The 23,547-nt window shown below is 64.6% G+C and carries 22 protein-coding genes; 14 read left to right on the forward strand and 8 right to left on the reverse strand.

Going from position 1 to position 23,547, the window contains the following annotated elements; all coding sequences use genetic code 11:
- Positions 1–112: 112 nt before the first annotated feature.
- The 3 genes from KNN17_RS01330 to KNN17_RS01340 are packed head-to-tail and all read right to left on the reverse strand — an operon-like array spanning position 113 to position 2,729.
- Positions 113–946, reverse strand: a complete 834-nt coding sequence (locus tag KNN17_RS01330; RefSeq protein WP_241707156.1) for an alpha/beta fold hydrolase — start codon at positions 944–946, stop codon at positions 113–115.
- Between the two features lie 31 nt (positions 947–977).
- Positions 978–1,832 carry an alpha/beta fold hydrolase gene (locus KNN17_RS01335; RefSeq protein ID WP_241707157.1) on the reverse strand — a complete coding sequence of 285 codons (855 nt, stop codon included), beginning with the start codon at positions 1,830–1,832 and terminating at the stop codon, positions 978–980.
- Positions 1,833–1,841: 9 nt separating this feature from the next.
- The gene (locus KNN17_RS01340) at positions 1,842–2,729 is read right to left on the reverse strand and encodes an alpha/beta fold hydrolase (protein WP_241707158.1); all 888 of its coding nucleotides are present in this window, start codon (positions 2,727–2,729) and stop codon (positions 1,842–1,844) included.
- Between the two features lie 77 nt (positions 2,730–2,806).
- Between KNN17_RS01340 and lysS the strand changes: the two genes are divergently transcribed.
- From lysS to dhaM, 10 genes are all read left to right on the forward strand, one after another.
- On the forward strand, positions 2,807–4,336 hold the full coding sequence (gene lysS / locus KNN17_RS01345) for a lysine--tRNA ligase (protein WP_241707159.1): 1,530 nt from the start codon (positions 2,807–2,809) through the stop codon (positions 4,334–4,336).
- Between the two features lie 2 nt (positions 4,337–4,338).
- Positions 4,339–4,515 carry a hypothetical protein gene (locus KNN17_RS01350; RefSeq protein ID WP_241707160.1) on the forward strand — a complete coding sequence of 59 codons (177 nt, stop codon included), beginning with the start codon at positions 4,339–4,341 and terminating at the stop codon, positions 4,513–4,515.
- A 160-nt stretch (positions 4,516–4,675) separates the two neighbouring features.
- The gene (locus KNN17_RS01355) at positions 4,676–5,002 is read left to right on the forward strand and encodes a histone-like nucleoid-structuring protein Lsr2 (RefSeq protein ID WP_078106968.1); all 327 of its coding nucleotides are present in this window, start codon (positions 4,676–4,678) and stop codon (positions 5,000–5,002) included.
- 365 nt (positions 5,003–5,367) lie between these two features.
- Entirely contained in the window at positions 5,368–7,860 is a 2,493-nt protein-coding gene (locus KNN17_RS01360) for an ATP-dependent Clp protease ATP-binding subunit (RefSeq protein WP_078106967.1), read from the forward strand.
- Positions 7,861–8,014: 154 nt separating this feature from the next.
- Complete coding sequence (locus tag KNN17_RS01365) at positions 8,015–10,117, forward strand: S9 family peptidase (RefSeq protein WP_241707161.1); 2,103 nt, start codon at positions 8,015–8,017, stop codon at positions 10,115–10,117.
- A 28-nt stretch (positions 10,118–10,145) separates the two neighbouring features.
- A complete protein-coding gene (locus tag KNN17_RS01370; RefSeq protein WP_241707162.1) occupies positions 10,146–10,655 on the forward strand; it encodes an amino-acid N-acetyltransferase in 510 nt (169 codons plus the stop codon).
- Positions 10,656–10,775: 120 nt separating this feature from the next.
- Positions 10,776–10,982, forward strand: a complete 207-nt coding sequence (locus KNN17_RS01375) for a hypothetical protein (RefSeq protein ID WP_241707163.1) — start codon at positions 10,776–10,778, stop codon at positions 10,980–10,982.
- A 162-nt stretch (positions 10,983–11,144) separates the two neighbouring features.
- Positions 11,145–12,146, forward strand: coding sequence for a dihydroxyacetone kinase subunit DhaK (dhaK, locus tag KNN17_RS01380; protein WP_078106964.1), 1,002 nt, complete (start codon positions 11,145–11,147; stop codon positions 12,144–12,146).
- Positions 12,147–12,148: 2 nt separating this feature from the next.
- Positions 12,149–12,799, forward strand: a complete 651-nt coding sequence (dhaL, locus tag KNN17_RS01385) for a dihydroxyacetone kinase subunit DhaL (protein ID WP_241707164.1) — start codon at positions 12,149–12,151, stop codon at positions 12,797–12,799.
- Complete coding sequence (dhaM, locus tag KNN17_RS01390; RefSeq protein WP_078106962.1) at positions 12,796–13,491, forward strand: dihydroxyacetone kinase phosphoryl donor subunit DhaM; 696 nt, start codon at positions 12,796–12,798, stop codon at positions 13,489–13,491. Before dhaL ends, dhaM begins: the two co-directional genes overlap by 4 nt.
- 48 nt (positions 13,492–13,539) lie before the next feature.
- Here dhaM and KNN17_RS01395 read toward each other — a convergent pair whose 3' ends face one another.
- The gene (locus tag KNN17_RS01395; RefSeq protein WP_241707165.1) at positions 13,540–14,028 is read right to left on the reverse strand and encodes a hypothetical protein; all 489 of its coding nucleotides are present in this window, start codon (positions 14,026–14,028) and stop codon (positions 13,540–13,542) included.
- Positions 14,029–14,210: 182 nt separating this feature from the next.
- Here KNN17_RS01395 and KNN17_RS01400 point away from each other — a divergent pair, with 182 nt between their 5' ends.
- Positions 14,211–14,879, forward strand: coding sequence for a class I SAM-dependent DNA methyltransferase (locus KNN17_RS01400; protein WP_241707166.1), 669 nt, complete (start codon positions 14,211–14,213; stop codon positions 14,877–14,879).
- Between the two features lie 22 nt (positions 14,880–14,901).
- Here the strand turns inward: KNN17_RS01400 and KNN17_RS01405 are convergent, their stop codons facing one another.
- Entirely contained in the window at positions 14,902–15,870 is a 969-nt protein-coding gene (locus KNN17_RS01405; RefSeq protein ID WP_241707167.1) for an A/G-specific adenine glycosylase, read from the reverse strand.
- A 160-nt stretch (positions 15,871–16,030) separates the two neighbouring features.
- Between KNN17_RS01405 and KNN17_RS01410 the strand changes: the two genes are divergently transcribed.
- Positions 16,031–16,750 carry a hypothetical protein gene (locus KNN17_RS01410; protein ID WP_241707168.1) on the forward strand — a complete coding sequence of 240 codons (720 nt, stop codon included), beginning with the start codon at positions 16,031–16,033 and terminating at the stop codon, positions 16,748–16,750.
- On the opposite strand, the gene disA is transcribed toward KNN17_RS01410, so the two are convergent.
- On the reverse strand, positions 16,747–17,823 hold the full coding sequence (gene disA, locus KNN17_RS01415; RefSeq protein WP_078106957.1) for a DNA integrity scanning diadenylate cyclase DisA: 1,077 nt from the start codon (positions 17,821–17,823) through the stop codon (positions 16,747–16,749). The genes KNN17_RS01410 and disA overlap by 4 nt on opposite strands.
- Positions 17,824–18,058: 235 nt before the next feature.
- A complete protein-coding gene (locus KNN17_RS01420) occupies positions 18,059–18,319 on the reverse strand; it encodes a hypothetical protein (protein ID WP_078106956.1) in 261 nt (86 codons plus the stop codon).
- 335 nt (positions 18,320–18,654) lie between these two features.
- On the opposite strand from KNN17_RS01420, the gene KNN17_RS01425 reads away from it, so the two are divergent.
- Positions 18,655–20,268, forward strand: coding sequence for a peptide chain release factor 3 (locus KNN17_RS01425; RefSeq protein ID WP_078106955.1), 1,614 nt, complete (start codon positions 18,655–18,657; stop codon positions 20,266–20,268).
- Positions 20,269–20,696: 428 nt separating this feature from the next.
- Entirely contained in the window at positions 20,697–21,791 is a 1,095-nt protein-coding gene (locus KNN17_RS01430; protein ID WP_241707169.1) for an IS110 family transposase, read from the forward strand.
- A 346-nt stretch (positions 21,792–22,137) separates the two neighbouring features.
- Here the strand turns inward: KNN17_RS01430 and radA are convergent, their stop codons facing one another.
- Positions 22,138–23,511, reverse strand: a complete 1,374-nt coding sequence (gene radA / locus KNN17_RS01435; RefSeq protein ID WP_078106953.1) for a DNA repair protein RadA — start codon at positions 23,509–23,511, stop codon at positions 22,138–22,140.
- Positions 23,512–23,547 lie beyond the last annotated feature (36 nt).

A 23,547-nucleotide genomic window follows, 5' to 3' on the forward strand; every position in this document is an offset into this window, starting at 1 on the left:
CACGGGCATTGACCCCGACCCCCGCCCCACCTGACGTGAGCGCGCGTCCCGTCAGAACGCGCCATAGGTGAGCCGGCGTCCGGCCAGAACGCGCCATAGGTGAGCGGGGGTCTTAGCCGGCGAAGAATTCGGAGAGCTCGGAGATGAGCTTGTCGGGCGCGCGGATCACTCCGTCGTGGCCGTGGCCGGGCAGGATGGTGTAGCTCGATCCGGAGAGGACGTCGTGGATTTGGCCGCACGCCACCCCGAAGTAGGCAGGACTCTTTTCACCGACCACAATGAGCGTCTCAAGCGGTAGCTCGAGGAACGGCTCAGCGGGCATGTCCGCGGCGATGACTGCCTTGATCTCGCGCACGCCGGCCTGCATGAGCTCGCGCATCTGCTTGCCCATGGGAGTGCCCGAGGCCAGCTTGGTGACGAGGGTCAGCATGGACAGCGGCATCCGCGCGAAGGCGCCCTCCGTTTCGACCCCCTTCACGAGCACGGCGAGCCCGCGGTCGAAGTCTCCGGCCGCCGTCGCGCGTTCGTATTCGCCCGTCCACTCGGCCTTCACGCTGTGGTTGACGGACACGGCGGGGTCGTAGACCGCCAGGCGTTCCACCGGAAGCGTGCGTGCCGCGTGCAGGGCCACTGCGCCTCCGAAGCTGTGCCCGAAGACGTCGGTGCTGGCCGTGTGCTTCATGACCTCGGACAGATCACGGATGTCGACGTCGAGGGTGTAGTCCTCGGGCTGCGGCGATGACTCACCGCGTCCGCGGCGGTTGAAGGTGTGGACCGGGCGGCCAAGGGCTGCACTGAGTTTCTGGGCAAACTTGGAGTAGTCTGCGGCGGTCACCATGGAGGCGGGCACGACGACGACGCCTGAGCCGGCAGCGGCAAGCTCACCGCCCGTCGTGAAGAGCTCGAGGGTTCCGCCGTCGGCCGTTGTGATGTTCTCGCGCGTCATGCTTCGAGCCTAACGGAGCCGCAGGATTCCGTCAGTCCTTGAAGTAGCTGGAAATATCCGTCACGAGTTCCTTGACCGCGGCGGGGATGGACCCGTGGAAGCCTTTTGGCGACACCACCAGCGTGCTTCCGGCGACGGCGGCGTACAGCCGTTCGGCGGTGACCTTGTAATATTCGGGGCTTTTGCTGCCCACCATGAACCGGGTGTTTCGAGGGAGCACCGAGAAATCCCGGGGGAGCGCGGCTTCGTCGTAGGCCGCTTTAAGTTCGGCGACGCCGGTTGGCATGAGTTCCTTGAGGACCTTGTTGACCTTCGTGTGGGAAACGAGCGCCATGAGTCCCGCCAGAATGGGCTCGGGGATCCGCGCCATGGCGGTGCCTGGCTGCATGCCCCGCTTCATCCGGGCCAGGGCATGGCCCACCTTCCCGCTATCGACGGATCGGGCAAAACCATCCAGCCAGCCTGTGTCCATGCTTCCGTCGATGTTCACGGCGGCGTCGTACACGGCCAGCTTGTCCGGCTCGTAGCTTGTTCCAGCAAACTCCTGGACAGCGTTCAGTGCCACCGAGCCGCCGAGGCTGTGGCCAAGGAGGTTCCTGGCGCCCGTGGCGTCCATGATGCTGCGGACGTCGGCAATCTCCGTGGCCATGGAGTAATTCGCCGGTAGCTCTGTCGAACTGCCGCGACCCCTGCGATCGTAGACGTCGACTGCCCAGCCTTCGCCGAGTCCCTTGGCCAGCGCCATGGAAAAGGGCCGGTAGATGAGCGCGGTCAGGAAAGCGCCGCCAACGAGCAGCACGCGCCGCTCCCCGGGCGCATCCACCGCGCCGTAGCTGTACAAGGCGAGCTTGCCGCCGTCGGGCGTAGGGACCTCACGTTCTCTCACCGCTTCATCCTAGGGTGAAGGAGCCTTCGCCGTTCCTTGTGCCAGGTAGCGGGCAATTCTCACCGCGAGCTGCTTCCCCGGCCGGAGGGGCCCCTCGTGGAACTGCAAGGGGACCACCGCGAAGTCCACTAGCGGAACGGCAGCTGCGAGCTGCCGGGCGATTTCGGCAAAGTATGCCGGGCTCCACCCACCACTGAGCATCAGGGTTGGCGTTTTCAGCTCCGCATAATCTTGGATATGGGAGTCGGTGTCGATGATCGCCCGCATCTCCAGCACCGCCGTCGGCAGCAGGTCCCTCATCTCGGATCCCAGCCTCGTCTTGGCGGAGAGGATGCTGATCATCCGCAGCGCCCCGAGCGGCAAATACGAAATCGGGCCGGCCGTACCCAGCCCCTGGACCAAATGCGCCCACCCATGGTCGAGTTGGCCGGCAGTGACGGCTGCTTCCAGTTGCGGCCGCCAGCGCTCGTTCAAGTTCCCGGAGAGGGAAACCGCGGCGTCGTAAGTGACGAGACGGGAAATGGGCGCCCGCAGGGCTGCCTGGAGCGCGACGAATCCGCCATAGCTATGCCCGACAACATCCGTGGATCCGCTGGCTTCCATCACGGAAATCAGGTCGCTGGTCTCCGTCGCAGCGGAGTAGTCAGGGGGCTGCGGTGCCGAACGGCCACGGCCGCGCCGGTTGTAGGAATGCACCGGCCGGCCAAGCAGGACGCTCAGGTTCCGGGCGAATGGCCAGTAGAGGGAATCGGTCACCAAGGTGCCGTGAACAAGCACGACGCCGGGCGCCTCCGTATCGCTCGAGGCGCCGGGAATCGACCCCTCGGCCGCCGGCCGGAAGGAGTGCACCTCAAGGTGGCCGCCGTCGTCGTCGGTTTCAACTGTCCATGTCTCCACAGCCCGAGTCTATGTTGCCGCGGGGGCGGGAGGGGAAGATAGGGAACTCTAAGGAATCCCCGGTAAACTTGTGGATTGTGACTTCCGCAAACACCCCATCCCCGCACAACGCCGCCGAGCCCGCAGACGCCAGCGAACAGATGCGCATCCGCATGGAAAAGCGCAGCAAGCTGATCGAGCGCGGCACGGAGGCCTATCCGGTGGGTGTTGAGCGGACGCATTCCCTCGCCGAGATCCGCGAGAAGTACGCCCATCTGCAGGCTGACGAGACCACCGGCGACATCGTGGGCATCACCGGCCGCGTGGTGTTCGTGCGCAACACCGGCAAGCTCTGCTTCGCCACCCTCCAGGAGGGCGGTGTGGACGGAAAGGGCGTGCGCCTGCAGGCGATGCTCAGCCTGGCGAACGTCGGCGAGGAAACCCTCGCGGACTGGAAGGCGCTGGTAGACCTCGGAGACCACGTCTTCATCAAGGGCGAAGTCATTTCCTCCAGGCGTGGCGAGCTCTCCGTCATGGCCGATTCCTGGTCCATGGCCTCCAAGGCCCTGCGCCCGCTGCCGGTCTTGCACGCCGAACTGAACGAGGAAACCCGCGTCAGGCAACGCTACGTGGACCTGATGGTCCGCGACGAGGCCCGCGAAATGGTCTACACCCGCGCCGCGATCACCCGCTCGGTTCGCGACACCCTGGACCGCCGCGGCTATGTTGAGGTGGAGACCCCCATCCTGCAGCTCGTCCACGGTGGTGCCACGGCCCGCCCGTTCGAGACGCATATGAATGCCTTCGACCAGAAGATGACGCTGCGTATCGCCACCGAGCTCTTCCTCAAGCGCGCCGTGGTGGGCGGAATCGACCGCGTGTACGACATGGGCCGCGTCTTCCGCAACGAAGGCGTCGACTCCACGCACAGCCCCGAATTCACCACCTTGGAATGCTACGAGGCGTGGGCGGACCAGTTCGTCATGGCCGAGCGCATGAAGGAAATCATCCTGAACGTCGCAGACGTCGTGGGCACGCGCACCATCCAGACTGACGCCGGAGAGATCGACCTCGACGGCGAATGGGCTTGGGTCGCTGTCTACCCGGGACTCTCCGAGGCGATCGGCGAGAAGATCACTCCGGACACCACGGTGGCGGAACTGCAGGCGATTGCCGCGAAGCACGGGGTCAAGGTGGATCCCAAGTGGGACGCCGAAAAGCTTGTGGTCGAATTGTTCGGCGAGATCGTCGAGCCCACGCTGCTCAACCCGACCTTTGTCTATAACTACCCGCCCTCCGCGCAGCCGCTTGCCCGCCCGCATCGGGAGGACGGCCGCCTGATCGAGGCCTGGGACCTCATCATCGGGGGCATGGAACGCGGCACGGCCTTCTCCGAACTGATCGACCCGGTCATCCAGCGCGAACGCCTTACGGAGCAGTCGCGTCGTTCGGCCGCCGGCGATGTCGAAGCCATGCAGTTGGATGAAGACTTCCTGCGCGCCCTTGAGTACGGTGCTCCGCCCATGGGCGGCATCGGCTTGGGCATCGACCGTTTGGTCATGCTGTTCACCGGAGCAGGCATCCGGGAAACCATCTTGTTCCCACTCCTCAAGCCCGAAGGGCACTGACCATGGAATACATTGCCGTTCTTGCACCGTCCGTCGTCGTCGGACTTCTCTTTTGGTTTGCCATGAAGGCTATCTTCAACGCGGACAAATCAGAGCGCCAAGCAGAAGCCCGCGCCCAGGAAGAAGCTGGATTCGGAATTGCCAAGCCGGCGGACGACGGCCCGACGCCTGCCAAATAGCTCTTTCTCAGGCCGCCCCCGGGATTTAATAGTGCCTTGCCGGCGTCTTTGACTATGTCTTTGACTGTCCCTTTGACGGGGTGCCATCCGCTGGACGATAATCGTTAATTAGTAGTCTAGCTATTCTGCATATCCGGCCCCTCCAAAAGAGAGTCTTTTCATGGCACAGAAAGTCAAAATTATCCTCGTTGACGACCTGGATGAGGGCTCCGCGGATGAAACTGTCCGCTTTGGCCTTGATGGCGTCAGTTACGAAATGGACCTGTCCAGTGCCAACGCTGGGAAGCTCCGCGACGCTCTTGCGCCATTTGTAGCGAAGGCGCGCAAGACATCGACCGGCCGTGCAACGCGTAGCCGCGTTGCCTCTGGGAGAAACCAGGACTCCGCACAGATCCGTCAATGGGCGCGCGAGAACGGTTATACCGTAAACAGCCGTGGCCGTATTCAGGCCGAAATTCAGGAAGCGTACCAGAAGGCCAATTCCTGACACCAAGTATCAATACCCCGGCCCCAGGGTCGGGGTATTGTCATTTAACCCCCTGTTTAGGCGGTTAACGGTGTGGTGCGCCACTATTCCCTGGAAGACTTGGAGCAGGCTGGGAATGCCCGGTGGGCAATCGCGACGTTTGCTGAGAAGAACGACGGCGGCCGGCCGGCTCGCGCGGGTGGCGGCAGAAGGTCCGCCCCATGGTGGAAGCCCCGGATCTGGTCTCCGCCGTGACCCTGGGGTCCACGGGCGAGTCGGGTGAACTTATTCCCGGTGTGGCCATGTTTCCCCTGTGGCGAACACGCCCCAAAATTCCAGCATTGGCACGTAGCATCAAAGTACGTCGTAGCTAGGAGTGTGGCGAAATGTTTGAGAGATTTACGGACCGTGCCCGTCGCGTTGTTGTGCTTGCCCAAGAAGAGGCACGCATGCTCAACCACAACTACATCGGTACCGAGCACATCCTCTTGGGTCTGATCCACGAGGGTGAAGGCGTTGCCGCCAAGGCGCTTGAGTCCCTGAGCATTTCGCTCGATGGCGTCCGCGAGCAGGTACAGGAGATCATCGGCCAGGGCCAGCAAGCCCCGTCCGGCCACATCCCCTTCACCCCGCGCGCCAAGAAGGTGCTTGAGCTCTCGCTCCGGGAAGCCCTGCAGCTCGGCCACAACTACATCGGTACCGAGCACATCCTGCTTGGCCTCATCCGTGAGGGTGAAGGCGTTGCCGCGCAGGTCCTCGTCAAGCTTGGCGCCGACCTCAACCGCGTCCGCCAGCAGGTCATCCAGCTGCTCTCCGGCTACCAGGGCAAGGAAACTGCCGGTCCCGGCTCAGGCCCGGGCCAGCAGGAAGGCACCCCGGCCGGTTCGGTGGTGCTGGACCAGTTCGGCCGCAACCTGACCCAGGCCGCGCGGGAGAACAAGCTCGATCCCGTGATCGGCCGCGAGCTGGAGATGGAACGCGTCATGCAGGTCCTCTCCCGCCGCACCAAGAACAACCCGGTGCTGATCGGTGAGCCCGGCGTCGGCAAGACCGCCGTCGTCGAGGGCCTCGCCCAGGCGATCGTCCGCGGGGACGTCCCGGAGACCATCAAGGACAAGCAGCTCTACACGCTTGACCTCGGTTCCCTGGTGGCCGGTTCCCGCTACCGTGGTGATTTCGAAGAGCGCCTGAAGAAGGTCCTCAAGGAAATCCGCACCCGTGGCGACATCATCCTCTTCATCGACGAAATCCACACGCTCGTGGGTGCCGGCGCTGCCGAGGGTGCGATCGATGCCGCGTCCATCCTCAAGCCGATGCTGGCCCGTGGTGAACTCCAGACCATTGGTGCCACCACTTTGGACGAGTACCGCAAGCACATCGAGAAGGACGCCGCGTTGGAGCGCCGCTTCCAGCCGATCCAGGTCAAGGAGCCTTCCGTCGCGCATGCGATCGAGATCCTCAAGGGCCTGCGCGACCGTTACGAGGCGCACCACCGGGTGACCATCACCGACGGCGCCCTTGCCTCTGCCGCAACATTGGCTGAACGCTACATCTCGGACCGCTTCCTGCCGGACAAGGCGATCGACCTGATCGACGAAGCCGGTGCCCGGTTGCGCATCCGCCGGATGACCGCTCCGCCGGAGCTCAAGGCCATGGATGAGCGCATCGCCGAGGTGAAGATGGAGAAGGAGTCGGCCATCGACGCCCAGGACTTCGAAGGCGCCGCGTCGCTGCGCGACAAGGAGCAGAAGCTCATTGCCGAGCGGGCCGAGAAGGAACGCAACTGGAAGTCCGGCGGCATGGACGACATCTCCGAGGTAGACGAGGAGCTGATCGCCGAAGTTCTCGCGAACTCCACCGGCATCCCGGTCTTCAAGCTCACCGAGGAAGAATCCAGCCGCCTCCTCAAAATGGAAGACGAGCTGCACAAGCGCGTCGTCGGCCAGGACGAGGCCATCCGTGCCCTCTCCCAGGCCATCCGCCGCACGCGTGCAGGCCTCAAGGACCCCAAGCGTCCGGGTGGCTCGTTCATCTTCGCTGGACCCACCGGCGTCGGCAAGACCGAGCTCGCCAAGGCGCTGGCGGAATTTTTGTTCGGTGAAGAGGATGCCCTCATCACGCTGGACATGTCCGAGTACTCCGAGAAGCACACGGTTTCGCGTCTCTTCGGTGCCCCTCCGGGCTATGTCGGCTACGAAGAGGGCGGGCAGCTGACCGAGAAGGTCCGCCGTCGTCCGTTCTCCGTGGTCCTGTTCGACGAGGTGGAGAAGGCCCACGCCGATCTCTTCAACTCGCTGCTGCAGATTCTGGAAGACGGGCGCCTGACCGACTCCCAGGGCCGCGTGGTGGACTTCAAGAACACGGTGATCATCATGACCACCAACCTGGGCACCCGCGACATCTCCAAGAGCGTGGCGACGGGCTTCCAGTCCGGCACGGACACCACCACCGGTTACAACCGGATGCGGGCACGGGTCACGGAGGAGCTCAAGCAGCACTTCCGTCCCGAGTTCCTCAACCGCGTTGACGACGTCGTAGTGTTCCCGCAGCTCACGCAGGACGAGATCATCGAGATCGTGGACCTGTTCGTCACGCGTCTCGAGGGCCGCCTCAAGGACAAGGACATGGGCATCGAGCTCACCACGGCCGCCAAGGTTCTCCTTGCGACCCGGGGTTACGATCCCGCCATGGGTGCGCGGCCGCTGCGCCGGACCATCCAGCGCGAGATCGAGGACCAGCTCTCCGAGAAGATCCTCTTCGGCGAACTGCACCCGGGTGACATCGTGGTGGTCGACGTGGACGGCGAAGGCGACGAAGCCAAGTTCACCTTTGCCGGCAACGCCAAGCCGCGCATTCCGGAAATCGCTCCGAGCGCCTAGGCTCCGGTTCGGCCGAGTCCCCGCTCAAAGGCCCCGCCCGCTCCCACAAGGAGTGGGCGGGGTTTTGCGTTCCGGGTGCGCAATATCTGAAATAAGTGTTTCACTCTTAGTGAACCTTCTGTGATCTGCGGCACATCTCGTGTTGAATCAGAGCATGGATTCGAATGCCTCAGAGACCCCGAGCACGCAACCCGAAACTCCTTTCCACGATCTCGACCACTACCTGGCCATCCCCCGGGTCGGTGGCCTGGCTCTCAGCGCCGACGGAAGCCGCCTGGTCACTACGGTTTCCACCCTCAATGCCAAGGGCACTGAATACGTCACTGCCCTCTGGGAGCTTGATCCTTCCGGAAAGAAGCGCGCCCGTCGCATCACACGCAGCGCCAAGGGAGAGACCGGCGCGGTGTTTGCCTCCAACGGGGACCTCTACTTCACCTCGGCCCGGCCCGATCCGGACAGCCCCGAAGCAGATCCCGTGAGCGCATTGTGGCTCCTTCCTGCCGACGGCGGCGAGGCCCGCGTGGTGCACTCCCGCGCCGGAGGCGTCGGAGGTGTCATGGCCGCGTCGGCCGCGGATGCCACCTTCGTGACGGCCTCGGTCCTCGCCGGTTCCACGGATGAGGAAAATGACGAGGAGCGGCGCAAGAGCCGCAAGGACAACAAAGTGGCGGCCATCCTGCACGCGGGCTACCCGGTCCGCTACTGGGACGCAGACCTGGGCCCGGCCCAGCCCCGGCTGTTTGCCGTGGAAAGCGGAGAGGCGGCTGAATCCGGCAAGCCCGCCACCGTGGACGCTACCGAGCCCCTGAAGCTGCGCAACCTTACCCCCGACGTCGGCGCCAGTCTCCGCAACACCCACGCGGTGGTCAGTCCGGACGGCAAGACCATCTATACGAGCATGGCCAAGCCGCTCGCCAAGGCCGACACGCGCTTTGTGCTCGCCGCCGTCGACGTCGCTTCCGGCTCGCTCAAGGTACTCCTCGACCACGAGGGAATGAGCTACTTCCCCGGCCCGGTCAGCCCCGACAACAAATTGCTCTCCGTAGTCAGCGAAAGCGACAGCACCCCGGAGCGGGCACCCCAGGTCAAACTCCACCTCTTGAACGTCGGGTCCGGCGGGACCTTTGACTTCGAGCCCCTCGCGCCCACTTGGGACCGCTGGGGCAACCCCGGGGCCTGGCTTCCGGACGGGAGTTCGCTCCTCGTCACCGCCGACGACGACGGCGCCACGCCGGTCTTCCGGATCGCCGTCGCCGACGGTACGGTCACCCGGGTGACACAAGACGCGGCGGCGTACACCGACGTCGTGGTTTCCCCGGATGGACTGAGCGCATATGCACTGCGCAGCTCGTATGAATTCCCGGCTGAAGCCGTCCGGATCCACCTCGCCTCGGGCGACGTGGAGCGGCTCCCCGCCCCGGCTGAGCGCCCCAGGATCAAAGGCTCGCTCGAGCGGGTGGAGGCGAGTGCGGCCGATGGTTCGAGGGTGCCGGCGTACCTTGCGCTCCCGGAAGGCGCGTCGGAGGCAAATCCGGCGCCCTTGTTGTTGTGGATCCACGGCGGGCCGTTGGGCTCGTGGAATGCCTGGACCTGGCGATGGAATCCGTGGCTGCTCGTGTCGAAGGGGTATGCCGTGCTGCTGCCGGACCCTGCACTATCCACCGGCTACGGCCAGCAATTCATCCAGCGCGGTTGGGGCCAATGGGGCAAGGCGCCGTTCACGGACCTCATGTCCATCACCGACGCAGTGGTCCAGCGGCCGGACATTGACGCGTCCCGGACAGCAGCCATGGGCGGGTCATTCGGTGGCTACATGGCCAACTGGGTGGCCGGGCACACGGACCGTTTCAAGGCGATCGTGACGCACGCCAGTTTGTGGGCCATGGACCAGTTCGGGCCCACCACGGACGCCTCGCAGTATTGGCTCAAGGAAATGACCCCCGAGATGGCAATGGACAATTCGCCCCATCTCCACGTCGCAAAAATCACCACACCCATGCTGGTTATCCACGGTGACAAGGACTACCGGGTGCCGATCGGCGAGGGCCTGAGGCTTTGGTACGAACTTCTTTCCAGTTCCGGGCTGCCCGCCGACGAGAACGGCGAGACCCAGCACCGCTTCCTGTACTTCCCCGACGAGAACCATTGGATCCTGCAGCCGCAGCACGCCAAGGTCTGGTACGGCGTCGTGGAGCACTTCCTGGCCAGGCAGGTCATGGGACAGGAGGTTCCGGTTCCGGAGGACCTGGGTATTTAGGCGCGCTTCGCCTCGTAAGATTGGGGCTGTGACTTCCGCCTTCAGTATCCGCCCTGCCCGCACCGGCGATGTTGCCGCGATCAAGAGGCTTGTAGCCCCGTTGGCAGAGCAGCGAATCCTGATGGCCAAGGAGACCGTGGCCTACTACGAGAGCCTTCAGGAGTTCCGGATTGCCGAATCGTCCGACGGCGAGGTGATCGGCTGCGGTGCCTTGCACGTCATGTGGGAGGACCTGGCCGAGGTGCGCACGCTGGCGGCGGATGACAATTGGCGGGGCAAGGGCGTGGGCCACGTCCTTGTCCAGCAGCTCCTGGAGGACGCCCGCGCGTTGGGCGTCGCCAGGGTCTTCTGCCTGACGTTCGAAGTGGACTTCTTCAAGCGCCACGGATTCGAAGTCATGGCGGACCAAACCGCCGTCGATCCCCAGGTCTACTCGGAATTGCTGCGATCACATGACGAAGGCGTGGCGGAGTTCCTCGACCTGGCCCGGGTGAAGCCCAATACGCTGGGCAATACCCGCATGATCAAGGTCCTTTAGCCCGGGTTTCTTCTCCCTGTTGCTGAATATTCCAAGCCTCGGTCTTTACGTATATCAACTTGATGGATAAACTAATCGAGGCTCGGTTGCGGCGAGCCAACCATACTGTGGAGGCGAGAAATGAAGTACCACGTTATGTTTCCGGACTTTTCAGGTTTCCAGATCGACATGCCGCGTCCCGGCTCTGCGCTGGAGTCGCGCAAGCAGGGAACCGGAGGGTGCATGCGGTCCGCGTGCACGGATCTGTGGCCGGATTCGATGGCCAAGGGCGCAACAGCCCAAGACTTCAGCGTCGGCCGTTTGACGGCGGGCGGCCCGCCGCACTGAACAGGCGCATACGGAACGTATTTCTGAAGGGACAGCCATTGGGGGCTGTCCCTTTTGTGTTTCCGCGTTCCGGACTTTCCACGTGAGGCCCATTCCCCTACCGTGCCCGGGGCGCTGGTAGTAGGGTCAAATCACCTACCAGCAACGCCCCAGGAGCGCGCCATGAAAAAGCTCATCAACGATCCCCGCTCGGTGGTGGACGAGTCTGTCGAGGGATTCGGCATGGCCCATGCCGACCTCGTGGACGTCCATATGGACCCCATCTTCGTCGTTCGAAAAGGAGCGCCCGTGGCCGGCAAGGTGGCGCTTGTATCGGGAGGAGGGAGCGGCCATGAGCCGCTCCATGCCGGCTTTGTCGGGCATGGAATGCTCGACGCCGCCGTGCCGGGCGCCGTCTTCACCTCGCCCACCCCGGACCAGATTATTCCGGCCACTGCGGCCGTCGATTCCGGCGCCGGCGTCATACACATCGTGAAGAACTACACCGGTGACGTGCTGAATTTCGAGACCGCGGCAGAGATGGCCCAAGCGGAAGGAATCAGCGTCCGTTCGGTGCTCGTCAACGACGACGTTGCTGTCGAGGACTCCCTGTACACCGCAGGTCGGCGCGGCGTGGGTGGCACCGTGCTGGTCGAAAAGATTGCCGGCGCCGCCGCGGAGCGCGGGGATTCCCTGGAAGCTGTCGCGGGTGTAGCGGAGGGCGTGGTCCGCAACGTGCGCACTATGGGCGTCGCATTGTCGGGCTGCACCGTGCCGCATGCCGGGGTACCCAGCTTCGAGCTCGCTGAGGACGAAATCGAAATCGGCATTGGCATCCACGGTGAACCGGGCAGGCACCGGATCGCCATGGAAGGCGCCGACGCCATCACCAGCCGCCTCTTGGACCCTGTCCTGGAGGACCTCGGGATCAAGTCCGGCGAGGAAGTGCTGCTCTTCGTCAACGGCATGGGTGGTACGCCGCTCAGTGAGCTCTACATTGTCTACCGCCGGGCGGCCCAGATCCTCGCCGAAAGAGGAGCCAAGGTGGAACGCTCATTGGTGGGCAACTATGTCACATCGCTTGAGATGCAGGGATGCTCCATCTCGGTGTTGCGGCTCGATGACGAGCTCACTGCCCTGTGGGACGCACCCGTCCACACTCCGGCACTGCGTTGGGGGATGTGACGGTGGGCCTGGGGGTCGAGTGGGCGGTCCAATGGTTGACGCTCTCTGCACGGCTCATGGCCGAGCATCGGGAAGAACTGATTGCCTTGGACCGCGCGATAGGCGACTCGGACCACGGCGAGAACATGGACCGGGGATTCCAGGCCGTCATGGAGAAGCTCGCCCAGACTCCACCCGAAACCCCCGGCGCGGCCCTGAAGCTGGCTGCGATGGCCCTGATGTCCAAAGTGGGCGGGGCCGCGGGACCGCTGTATGGGACCGCGTATCTTCGGGCAGGCACGGCGCTGGGAGAGAACGCGGATCTTGATGCGGCGGCGCTCGCCGGAGCCCTGACCGCGGCTCGGGACGGAATTGTTGCCCGCGGCAAGGCCGAGCTGGGTGACAAAACCATGGTGGATGCCTGGTCTCCGGCTGTGGAAGCGGCGGACGAGGTCCTGGTGGCGGGTGGAGATGCCGTGGCCGTTCTGGCCGCAGCGGCCGAGGCTGCCGAGGTCGGGGCCGTCACGACTGATCCGTTGGTAGCGCGCAAGGGGCGCGCAAGCTACCTCGGTGAACGCAGTGCCGGGCACCGCGATCCCGGGGCAGCGTCTTCTGCGCTGTTGTTGCGCGCCGCCGCTACCGCCGCGGGATTCCCCGAGGGGCCCGCTGAATGACGGTGGGCTTGGTGGTGGTCTCGCACAGCCGGAAGATCGCGGAAGGTGCGGTGGAATTAGCCGCGCAGATGGCCCCCGATGTGAAGTTCTACGCCGTTGGCGGCACGGACGACGGCCGGATTGGAACGGACCTGGAGAAAGCCATCGCCGCATTCGAGGCAGGACTTGCGGAGGCTGCCGGGGATGGCGTGGTGGTTCTGACGGACCTCGGTTCCGCGGTCATGACGGCGGAATCAGCGGCCGATTTCTGCAGCGAGGCGGACAAAGTCCTTCTTGCCGATGCTCCGCTGGTGGAAGGCTTGGTTGCCGCGGCGGTGGCCACCCAAGGTGGCGCATCGGCGGCTGCGGTGAAGGCCGCCGCGGAGGCGGTTCGATTCGGTCCGGAGCCCGCTATTGATATGGGGGGATCCGCTGAACCCCAAGGAAGGGGCGAACCGGAGGAGAGCGGCGAGTTCGAACTCATCAACCCGATGGGAATGCACGCCAGGCCCGCGGCGAAGATTGCGGGCGGACTGGCCGGCATGGATGTCGAGGCAACGGTCAATGGAGCCGACGGAACATCCATCATGGAACTCATGAGCCTTGCCGTGGGCAAGGGCGGCAAGCTCAGGATCGAAGCTTGGGGCAAGGATTCATCGAAAGCCGTGGATTACGTCAGGCGGCTGGTGGAACAGGGGTTCGGCGAGATCTAACGCAGCTCCGGGGTCTGACGCCGCACCGGATTGGCGCCGGATGGGGGTTCAGGACTGCCGCAGACCGTGGGCATCGAGCAGGAGGCTCGCCGTGATGGTGGTCTGGCACTGCTCGCCCCAGGGTTTGGCGGTTCTTGGCGTGAAGTTGATTGTCCTGACCGGCAAGGTCCCGCCGGTTGTGTCCGTGCCAGTCACTTCGGCATCGATGGGCGAGGACGTCAGTGTTCCCATGTTCAGGAAGCCGTAGCGGGTGCCATCCGGTGACGTGACGGCAGAGCATGAGCCTTCGGGTTCAGGACTGCAGGATTGCGGTACCGATACGCTGCCCGGGCGCAGGTCCACATCGCCTTCGCGGCATTTCCCGTCCTGGCATGCCTTCAAATGGACGGTCCGGACCGTTGGCGCGTATTCAGCCGTGATTGTCAGGGACACCACGGGTGCCATCGCAATTGCCGGGCAAACGGTGACTTGAGGTTCGCATCCCGAGCAGAGCGCCGCCGTCGTAGCCAAAGCGATGGCGACCCACAACCTGCGCATATTTTGAGGATAATCCCGCAGCCACGGACCGGAACGGCACGCTTGCAACTGGCAGGCACATCGTTACCGACACCCACGGATCGTTGCTGCTCCGCGACCTCACGGGAAGGTCACGGCCGGCTTTCCGCCGGTTTCGGCCCGGCGCAAGGACGAGGCCGACCGCAAACATTAGGGTTCTTTGCATGACTGAACACCCGGACGTGGAGGCCACCCGTGCCGCCTACAACACGGTAGCTGCCGATTACGCAGAACTCCTGCGCAACGAGCTCGACGGCAAACCCTTTGACCGGGCCATGCTGGGTACCTTTGCCAAGCTCGTGGAGTCCGCGGGAGACGGGCCGGTTGCCGACCTCGGTTGCGGACCTGGACGGATTACGGCCCACCTGCATTCACTTGGCCTGGCGGCTTTCGGCATCGACCTGTCGCCCGAGATGGTGTCGGTCGCTCGCCGGGACCACCCCGGCCTGCGGTTCGATGAAGGGTCGATCGAATCGCTGGAGCTCGCGGACGGCGCCTTGGGTGGGATCGTCGCCTGGTACTCGATCATCCACACGCCACCGGCCCGTTTGCCGGGGGTGTTCGCGGAATTCCACCGGAGCCTGCGGGATGGCGGCTTGCTGCTGCTCGCGTTCCAGGCCGGTGACGAGCCGAGGCACCTGGGCTTCGCCTATGGACACGAAATCGACCTTGAGGCCTACCGCTTGCCGCCTGAGCGCATCACGGAACTGCTCCTTCAGGCGGGCTTTGCTGTGGAAGCGCAGCTGCTCCGCGAACCGGACGACAGATACGAGAAAACCCGGCAGGCGTATCTTTTAGCCCGCAAGCCAGCCCGCATACCGGCCAGATCGTAGCGGAACCAGCGCAGACGGAAGCCTAGGCCGGGAGCCGCAGCCCGCCGTCGTGCATCTCGGCCAGACCGTCGCGCAGGAGCCCCTCGAGGGCGCGTTCCAGCTGTTCCGGGGCCGAGTTCAGGCGGTGCAGGGCAGCCAGCGGCACGGCCGCGCCTTCGCCGTCGAAACCGAGGTCGGCCGCGGGGCGTTCGAACAGCTCAGGGGCTACCGGCGAATCGGCCACGCGCAATACGGCCATGACGGCACCCCGCAGCTGCCGGTCGGTGCCGTGCCACGCCTGCCCCTTGGGCGTGTACGTCGGGGGCGGTTCACCGGCCGCGAGCCACGCGCACGAGTCGCGGACGGGGCAATCCATGCACTTGGGGGAGCGGGCGGTGCACACGAGCGCTCCGAGCTCCATGACGGAGGCGTTCCAGCGGACGGAGAGCCCGACGTCGTCGGGCATGAGCGATTCGGCGAGACGCATCTCCGAGGCGGTCAGCGATGGAGCCGGCAACGCAAGTCCCGAAACGAGCCGGGCATGCACGCGCCGGATATTCGTGTCCACTACGGTTTCGCGGCGCCCGAAGGCAAAAGCGGCCACGGCTGCGGCCGTATAGTCGCCGACGCCGGGGAGGCTCAACAACGACGTGTGCGTGTCCGGCACCCTGCCGCCGTGCTGCTCGACGATTGCGACGGCGGCCGCGTGCAGCCTCAGCGCGCGGCGGGGATAACCGAGCCTGCCCCAATGCCGCACGGCCTCACCCGAGGGCTGCTTGGCGAGATCCGCAGGTTCCGGCCAGCGTTCCATCCAGTCTTCCCACACCGGCAGGACGCGAACCACCGGAGTCTGCTGCAGCATCACTTCGCTGACCAGGATCCCCCACGGGCTGCAGTCCGCCGATCTCCACGGCAACACCCGGGCCACCTCGGAGAACCAGCGGTCCATGGACTGGTGCAGGTCCGTGAGGTGGTGGATGCCGGCAAGTTCAGAGGCGCCTGGCAGTGACATGGAGATCCTCGCTGCGGTTCGTGGCGTGCCCTGATGGCGGCCGATTCCTGCCATCCACTGTAGTGGAGTCGCGGGGATGATGTAGGTCACACTGGCTCCGATCGGGCCCCGGCGGCGTGGTGCGGCGCCATCCGGGCAGTGCGTTGCCTAGCCTAGAAGCATGGTCAACAAGGGCAAGCAACCGCCGAGGGCGCGCACGTCGCCTCCGGCGAAAAGCGCTGCCTGGACGGCAAGCGACAGCGGTTCTGCAAATGGGGGCCGGCCCCAAAGGCGACGGACGAGCCCTGCCGTTTACCGGCGTCGAAGGCTGGTTGTTTTCGGTGCCCTCCTGACGGTCCTGGCGATGCTCGTGGCGGGGGTCGCGGCTATGAGCTCAACCCTTGCAAGCAAGGCCGACTCCGGCGCATCCAACCCCCAGGCGGTCGGAGCCACCCCTGCGAGCCAGACGCCCTCGGCGGATCCGATTGCGGCCACTACAACGCCAACGCCCACCCCGGTGTGCGATCTCAACCTTGTGACGGTGACGGCGTCCACGGACCAGCCTGCCTATGCGGCCGGGCAGAACCCCGTACTGAGCATGAAGATCACCAACGGCGGAGCAGCACCGTGCCAGGTCAACGTCGGCACCTCCCAGATGGAGTTCCTGGTGATGAGCGGCGAGGACCGGATCTTCTCCTCGAAGGACTGCCAGGCGAAGGGCGATGACCTCGTGAAGCAGATCGATCCGGGCAAGAGCGAGACTGCCAACTTCCCGTGGCAACGCAACCGGACGACCGAGGGCTGCGGCGTCATCTCGGCCAAACCGGCCACCGGAACCTACACGTTCAAGGCCATCCTGGGAAACAAGGCGAGCACGAAAACCGTCTTCCAGCTCGGCTAGAGGAACCTGTCCAGCAGGCTGGCTTCGGCCATGCGGCTGAGCCCTTCGCGGACTGTCCGGGCGCGCTGGTCGCCGATGCCATCCACCGTCATGAGGTCGTCGATAGTGGCGGCCATGAGGTACTGGAGTCCGCCGAAATGCTCCACCAAGCGGTCGGCTACGGCTTTCGGAACCGACTTCAACCCGGACAAGAGGCGGTAGCCGCGCGGCTGCACACCGGCGTCGAGCACGTCCATGCCCCCGGCGAAACCGATGATCCCGGCAATCTTGCTGAGGTCAATCAGCTCCGTGGGGCCAAGATCCAAGAGAGCCTGCACGGCGCCGTCGATGTCTTCCGGCGAGGCATTGGTGCCGGCGTAATCGCGGATGATCACGTCGCTGCCCGGGCCGCGGCCCGTTGTGAGCTCTTCCAACTGCAGTGAGAGCAACCTGCCGTCCTCACCGAGCTCCAGGACATACTGTGCGATTTCCTCGGCGATGCGCCGGACCATTTCCTGGCGTTGGAGGGTTACAGCAACGTCGCGGACGGTGACCATGGCCTCGATTTCGAGGGCCGACAGGGCACTGGTGACCTGGTCCAAGCGGGCGCTGTAACGTTCAAGGGTCGCGAGAGCCTGGTTGGCGCGGGCCAGCACCTTCTCGGAACCCTCGAGGACGTGCCGGAGGCCGTTGACGTAGAGGGCGATGATCTGCATGGACTGGCTGACCGAAATCACCGGCACTCCGGTCTGGATGGCCACACGCTCGGCGGTCCGGTGACGGGTTCCGGATTCCTGCGTCTCGATGCTGGAGTCCGGCACAAGCTGGACTGCGGCACGAAGGATGTTTCCGGCGTCCTTGTCGCAGATGATGGCACCGTCCATCTTCGCGAGCTCACGCAGCCGCGTCGGGGAGAAATCGATGCCGATTTCGAAACCGCCGGAGCAGATGGACTCGATGGTCCGGTCCGTTCCCAGCACAATCAATGCGCCGGTGCGCCCACGGAGGATGCGTTCCAGGCCGTCGCGCAACGGTGTTCCGGGGGCCACCCTGCCCAGAGTCGCCTTGAGCGAATCTTCGGGGCTCCGAGCCATAGGTGTTCCCTTCAAAGGTGCACGCAGGCGCGTCCGCAAGTGTGCCGGTTTTCAGCAATCAGTCGACGGGATCAAAATGCCAGGTTTCCCGCAAGCTCAATGATAGAGGTATAGACCGGCAACAACCGCACGGGCAAGCCTTAAAGTGCCCCAAAGAGGGTTATGTGGCGAGGGCTTCGAAACGCGTTCGACGGCGGACGGCGCACGGCCACTTTGGGCTCGCATCCCGGGGCCCTCACGGAGCCGTCCGGAGGCGTGCGAGCCGCTCAAGGTCGCGTCGTACGCTTTGCAGCGCGGCTTCCCGGGCCGCAGCCCTTCCCGCGTCCGGATGCGACTGCCTCGCGGGAGCGTGGGTTCCGCCTGTGCCGGCGTCCGGGTGGTGTGCCTGCCGGGGCCGTCTCCTGGCGGCCGTGGAGTTCGCTTCGGCGAACCCGGTGGAGTCCGCCGCGGGGGAGGGTCCGAGGGGATCGTAGAACAAGTCATTCCCTGGTTTCATCGATGCCCTGTTCCTTTCATGCCAAGCCGGCAGCTCGGGTGTCTTCCTGGCGATCGGCTCCAACGCGGGCCGGACATGTCCACCATTGACTCAAACTATCGGCGGGTCGTTTCGGTGGTTTGTGCACCTCGTTTCGATCCTGTTAAGCGCCGGCCTTGGACCCTGCCGCCGGCGTGGGCCCGGCCTGCGATAAACTTGGTGTCTTGGCTGCGCACAAATCGTGCCGCTTCCTGAGCTGGCTCCCGGCCGGCACGGGGCCCGTATCCAGCCTCCAATCCACGTTCGGCCCGTCATTCCAGTGCGGGCTACGCCCCGATCGCAGCGAAAGTAGCACCGTGTCCCAAGAAGTCCTGAGCCCCGCCCGAGTCCAGGAAATTCACCATGAGGCCTCCCGGCGTCGGACTTTCGCGGTCATTTCGCACCCTGACGCCGGCAAGTCCACGCTCACGGAAGCCCTCGCACTGCACGCCAAAGTCATCGGCACCGCGGGTGCGTCGAGCGGCAAGGCTAACCGCAAGGAAACCGTTTCCGACTGGATGCAGATGGAAAAGGACCGCGGCATTTCCATCAGCTCAGCGGCATTGCAGTTCTCCTACCGGGACACTGTCATCAACCTGTTGGACACCCCGGGCCACGCCGACTTCTCAGAGGACACCTACCGCGTCCTGGCGGCCGTCGATTGCGCAGTGATGCTGGTGGACGCCGCCAAGGGCCTGGAAACACAGACCATGAAGCTGTTCGAGGTCTGCAAGCAGCGGAACCTGCCGATCATTACGGTGATCAACAAATGGGACCGTCCGGGCCTGGATGCCCTCGCCCTGATGGACGAGATCACCGAGCGCACCGGCCTCCAGCCCATGCCCTTGACGTGGGCCGTGGGCATTTCGGGCGACTTCCGCGGAGTCTGGGACCTGCGGAACGACCGCTTCGCGCGGTTCGCACGCAACAACGCCGGCGCCAACATCGCCATCACCGAGTACTTCACCCCGGAAGAAGCGGCCGAAACCCAGGGCAACAACTGGAGCGACGCCGTCGACGAAGCCGGATTGGTGATCGAATCCAACCTCGAATTCAACGTGGAGAGCTTCCACGCCGGGACGGCAACCCCCATCCTCTTTAGCTCGGCGGCCCTGAACTTCGGGGTCAAGGAGATCTTGGATGCCTTGGTGGATTTCGCGCCTCCGGCCGCACCCCGTCCGGATGTCGACGGCGAACCCCGTTCCGTTGATGCTCCTTTCGCCGGGTTCGTCTTCAAGGTCCAGGCCGGCATGAACAAGGCCCACCGCGACCACGTCGCATTCATCCGTGTGTGCTCCGGCGTTTTCGAGCGCGGCATGGTGGTCACGCAGACACGCACCGGCAAGTCGTTCGCCACCAAGTACGCCCAGCAGGTTTTCGGGCGTGAACGGGAAGTCATCGACGAGGCCTACCCCGGGGACGTCGTGGGTTTGGTGAACGCGTCCTCGCTCCGTGTGGGAGACAGCCTGTTCCTGGACGAACCCGTGGAATTCCCCGCCATTCCGCTCTTTGCGCCCGAGCATTTCCAAGTGGCCCGGTCCAAGGACCCCAGCCGTTTCAAGCAGTTCCGCCGCGGCATCGAACAGCTTGAGCACGAAGGCGTCATCCAGGTGCTCCGTTCCGACGTCCGGGGCGATCAGGCACCCGTGCTCGCCGCAGTCGGTCCGATGCAGTTCGAGGTGGTGGAAGACCGCATGGCACACGACTTCAACGCACCTATGCGCTTGGAGCGGCTCCCGTACTCGATGGCGAGGATCTCGACGGCGGACGCCATGCCGACGCTCGCCAACGTCCCGGGCGCTGAGGTGCTGTTGAGGTCCGACGGGGAATACCTCGCGTTGTTCAACGATGTCTGGGCTCTCCGCCGCATCGAGAAGAACCACCCGAAGCTCACACTGGTCCCGATCGGCACGCACAACCCCGCGAAATAGTAATCCACCGGACATGCCCCTCGAATCGGTCGAGGACTGGACATAATGCCGTTATGTCCAGTGCTTGGTTCGAGCAGGGGGCATGTCCCGTGGGACGTCGAAGCCTGACACTCCGAAGCCAAGCCACCCGCTAGACGATATGTAGCAGGAGGTGGCCGGCTTAGGCGAAACCCCCGTGGAGCCTCTGGACCCTTCTGAAGGCCCATTGTCGCCGGACCGTTTCCGGAGCGTCCAGCTTTTTGGTCCCCCGTCCCCGATGACGGGTTGTTGGACGCTCCGGATCTTGTTCCGGCGCTGATGGCCCTCTATTAGAAGGGTCCGGGAAATGTGGTCCGGGGGCTGGAACCTCCTTTTCAAAGCAAGACGTGGGTTGCCTGCCACACTTGGCGAACAGGTAGAGCCACATTTGAAATTTGGAGGTTCCAGCTATGTTCGAGCGTACAAGCGTCGGCTTGGATGTCCATGCCCGCACCGTTGTCTCATGCGCGTTAGACGCGCAGACCGGCGAAGTCCTTCTGCACCGGATGACTCCGGATCATGGTGAAATTCTCGCCTGGATTCTCTCCCTGCCATCACCGGTCAGAGTCGTTTACGAGGCAGGACCGACCGGCTTCGGCCTGGCCCGGTTCCTGCTGGCCTCCGGAATCGAGACAGTGGTCGCGGCACCATCGAAGCTCCAGCGCCCGTCCGGGGACCGGGTAAAAACCGACGCGAAGGATGCACTGCATCTGGCCCGGCTGCTGAAGCTGGGCGAGGTCACCGGGGTAAGAATTCCATCAGCGGACCAAGAAGCAGCACGGGATCTGGTCCGCTCCCGCGAAGACGTTCGCGGCGATCTGATGCGTTCCCGGCACCGGATTTCCAAACTGCTGTTGCGCCAAGGCATCGTCTATTCCGGCGGGCAAGCCTGGACTGGCACCCATGAACTCTGGCTGGCCCGCCAGCGCTTCGACGCACCGGCCCGGCAGCTGACCTACGAGTCCTCCCTTGAGGCGATGCATGAGATCTCAGACCGCCGTGACCGCCTCGACCAAGCGATCACAGCGATGGCATATGGAAGCGAATACACTCCGGTTGTCCGCGCCCTCCAATGCCTGCGCGGCATCTCCACGCTGACCGCATTTGGACTGGCCGTGGAGATCGGCGACTGGGACCGGTTCACCGGCTCCACAATCGGCGCTTACCTTGGCCTGGTCCCGACGGAGCATTCTTCCGGACAATCCCGATCGCAGGGTTCCATCACGAAAACAGGCAACAGCCACGCCCGCCGGCTGCTCGTTGAAGCGGCCTGGCACCACCGCAGGCCATATAACAACCCCTCCCGGCTCATGCGTTCACGCTGGGAAGAAGCCACCTCCGAAGCACGAACCCGGGGACATGCCGGGAACCGGCGCTTGCACGAACGCTGGCTCAGCTACCTCGAACGCCGCAAACGCCCGGTCATCGCCAACGTCGCCATCGCCCGCGAACTCTCCGGCTGGTGCTGGTCCCTGGCCACCGGCACACATCCGGCCAGCCCCTGATTTCGACAAGCACTTGCCAGCCTCATCCAAGGCAGCAAACACCAAATACCCCCCGGGAACGACCAGTTGGACAGTGGTTCCTTGCAGCGCGTGGAGTAAACCCGCGATACACCTATGGGCAACCCGAAACGAGGCCACGCCCGTCATTGCTAGACCAGCGGTAACCTCCAGCCGAACACATCGTCCTGCGGTACCCAACCCGCGCATATCAGTCTAACCGCGCAGTCGCCAACGACACGCTGACCACACCCAACGGCTCCTCCCGGAGGAACAAAAAAGGAAGCGGTCCCAGGCAACCCAGCCCGCGGACCGCTTCCTCACGCTCTTGACAAATGAGAACTACATATCAGGTGATCAGGAGCTCCAAGGCCTCCGCCAGGTGTGCCACCTCCCGGACCGAGAAACCCTCGGGGACGGGCCCCGGTCCGTTGGGGCTGGCGGGCACCACCGCGTGGGTGAAACCAAGCCGCTGCGCCTCGTGGATGCGCTGGTTGATCCCCGGAACCGGCCGGACCTCGCCGGCCAGGCCAACCTCGCCGAAGGCAATCAGCCGCTGCGGCAGAGCTTTGCGCGCCTTTGCCGAGGCCACGGCAAGCGCCACCGCCAGGTCGGTTGCCGGCTCGCTCAGTTTCACCCCTCCGACAGTGGCCACGTAGGAGTCGTCCTTGTGCAGGATGCAGCCACCCCGCTGTTGGAGCACTGCCAGGAGCATGGCGACACGCGAGCTGTCCAAGCCGCTCGTCGCCCTGCGCGGCTGCGAGCTGGCACTTTCGGCCAAGAGCGACTGCACCTCGGCCAGCAGCGGGCGCCGCCCTTCCATGGTCACGGTGATGCAGGTGCCGGACACCGGCTCGCGCGTCCGGGACACAAAAAGGCCGCTCGGATCGGCTAGGCCTTCAATGCCGGTTTCGTTAAGGTCAAAACAGCCGACGTCGTCCGTGGCGCCGTAGCGGTTCTTGACCGCGCGCAACAAACGCAAGCGGGAATGGCGCTCGCCTTCGAACTGGCACACGACGTCCACCAAGTGCTCCAGGAGGCGAGGACCGGCAATGGAGCCGTCCTTGGTCACGTGGCCAACCAGCAGGGTAGTCATGTTGCGTCGCTTTGCGGCTGCGATGATGGACGCCGCGACCTCCCGGACCTGTGAAACGCCGCCAGCGCTGCCTTCAACGTCGGCGCTGCTGAGTGTCTGCACCGAGTCCACGATCAGCAGCTTCGGCTCAAGCTTCTCCACTTGCCCCAGCGCCTGTCCGAGGTCCGTTTCCGCGGAGAGATAGAGGGTATGCGCCACCGCGTCGATCCGTTCCGCACGGAGCTTGACCTGGGCCGCCGATTCCTCGCCCGTGACGTACAGGACGTCCTGGCCCGTGCGGGCGAACTTCGCCGCGACGTCCAGCAGGAGGGTGGATTTCCCGACGCCGGGTTCCCCCGCAAGCAGGATCACCGCGCCCGGAACCAGCCCTCCACCCAGGACGCGGTCCAGTTCGTCGACGCCGGTGGGCAGGAACGCGGCCGTGGTCCCGTCTACCTCGGCAATCCGGCGGGCCGGCTCCAAAACTGTTGTTGCCGCCGTCGTACGCGCAACTGTGGCGCCGGATTCTTCCACGGTGCCCCACGCCTGGCATTCACCGCAGCGGCCCACCCACTTGACCGTGGTCCACCCGCATTCGGCACATTTGTACGCGGGTGTCTTTGAGGTGCGTGAGGTCTTGGAAGCCATGCGTACAAGGCTAGTGGAGGGGTAGGACAGTCAGGC

It is taken from the genome of Arthrobacter bambusae (genome assembly GCF_022606295.1).
GTDB classification, from domain to species: domain Bacteria; phylum Actinomycetota; class Actinomycetes; order Actinomycetales; family Micrococcaceae; genus Arthrobacter; species Arthrobacter bambusae_A.

What these genes read in the sequence shown, in the direction of transcription:
- KNN17_RS01330 (WP_241707156.1), bottom strand. Translation starts at nt 946, where the DNA reads ATGACGCGCGAGAACATCACAACGGCCGACGGCGGAACCCTCGAGCTC.
- KNN17_RS01350 (WP_241707160.1), top strand. Translation starts at nt 4,339, where the DNA reads ATGGAATACATTGCCGTTCTTGCACCGTCCGTCGTCGTCGGACTTCTC.
- KNN17_RS01355 (WP_078106968.1), top strand. Translation starts at nt 4,676, where the DNA reads ATGGCACAGAAAGTCAAAATTATCCTCGTTGACGACCTGGATGAGGGC.
- KNN17_RS01360 (WP_078106967.1), top strand. Translation starts at nt 5,368, where the DNA reads ATGTTTGAGAGATTTACGGACCGTGCCCGTCGCGTTGTTGTGCTTGCC.
- KNN17_RS01365 (WP_241707161.1), top strand. Translation starts at nt 8,015, where the DNA reads ATGGATTCGAATGCCTCAGAGACCCCGAGCACGCAACCCGAAACTCCT.
- KNN17_RS01375 (WP_241707163.1), top strand. Translation starts at nt 10,776, where the DNA reads ATGAAGTACCACGTTATGTTTCCGGACTTTTCAGGTTTCCAGATCGAC.
- dhaK (WP_078106964.1), top strand. Translation starts at nt 11,145, where the DNA reads ATGAAAAAGCTCATCAACGATCCCCGCTCGGTGGTGGACGAGTCTGTC.
- dhaM (WP_078106962.1), top strand. Translation starts at nt 12,796, where the DNA reads ATGACGGTGGGCTTGGTGGTGGTCTCGCACAGCCGGAAGATCGCGGAA.
- KNN17_RS01395 (WP_241707165.1), bottom strand. Translation starts at nt 14,028, where the DNA reads ATGCGCAGGTTGTGGGTCGCCATCGCTTTGGCTACGACGGCGGCGCTC.
- KNN17_RS01400 (WP_241707166.1), top strand. Translation starts at nt 14,211, where the DNA reads ATGACTGAACACCCGGACGTGGAGGCCACCCGTGCCGCCTACAACACG.
- KNN17_RS01405 (WP_241707167.1), bottom strand. Translation starts at nt 15,870, where the DNA reads ATGTCACTGCCAGGCGCCTCTGAACTTGCCGGCATCCACCACCTCACG.
- KNN17_RS01410 (WP_241707168.1), top strand. Translation starts at nt 16,031, where the DNA reads ATGGTCAACAAGGGCAAGCAACCGCCGAGGGCGCGCACGTCGCCTCCG.
- disA (WP_078106957.1), bottom strand. Translation starts at nt 17,823, where the DNA reads ATGGCTCGGAGCCCCGAAGATTCGCTCAAGGCGACTCTGGGCAGGGTG.
- KNN17_RS01420 (WP_078106956.1), bottom strand. Translation starts at nt 18,319, where the DNA reads ATGAAACCAGGGAATGACTTGTTCTACGATCCCCTCGGACCCTCCCCC.
- KNN17_RS01430 (WP_241707169.1), top strand. Translation starts at nt 20,697, where the DNA reads ATGTTCGAGCGTACAAGCGTCGGCTTGGATGTCCATGCCCGCACCGTT.
- radA (WP_078106953.1), bottom strand. Translation starts at nt 23,511, where the DNA reads ATGGCTTCCAAGACCTCACGCACCTCAAAGACACCCGCGTACAAATGT.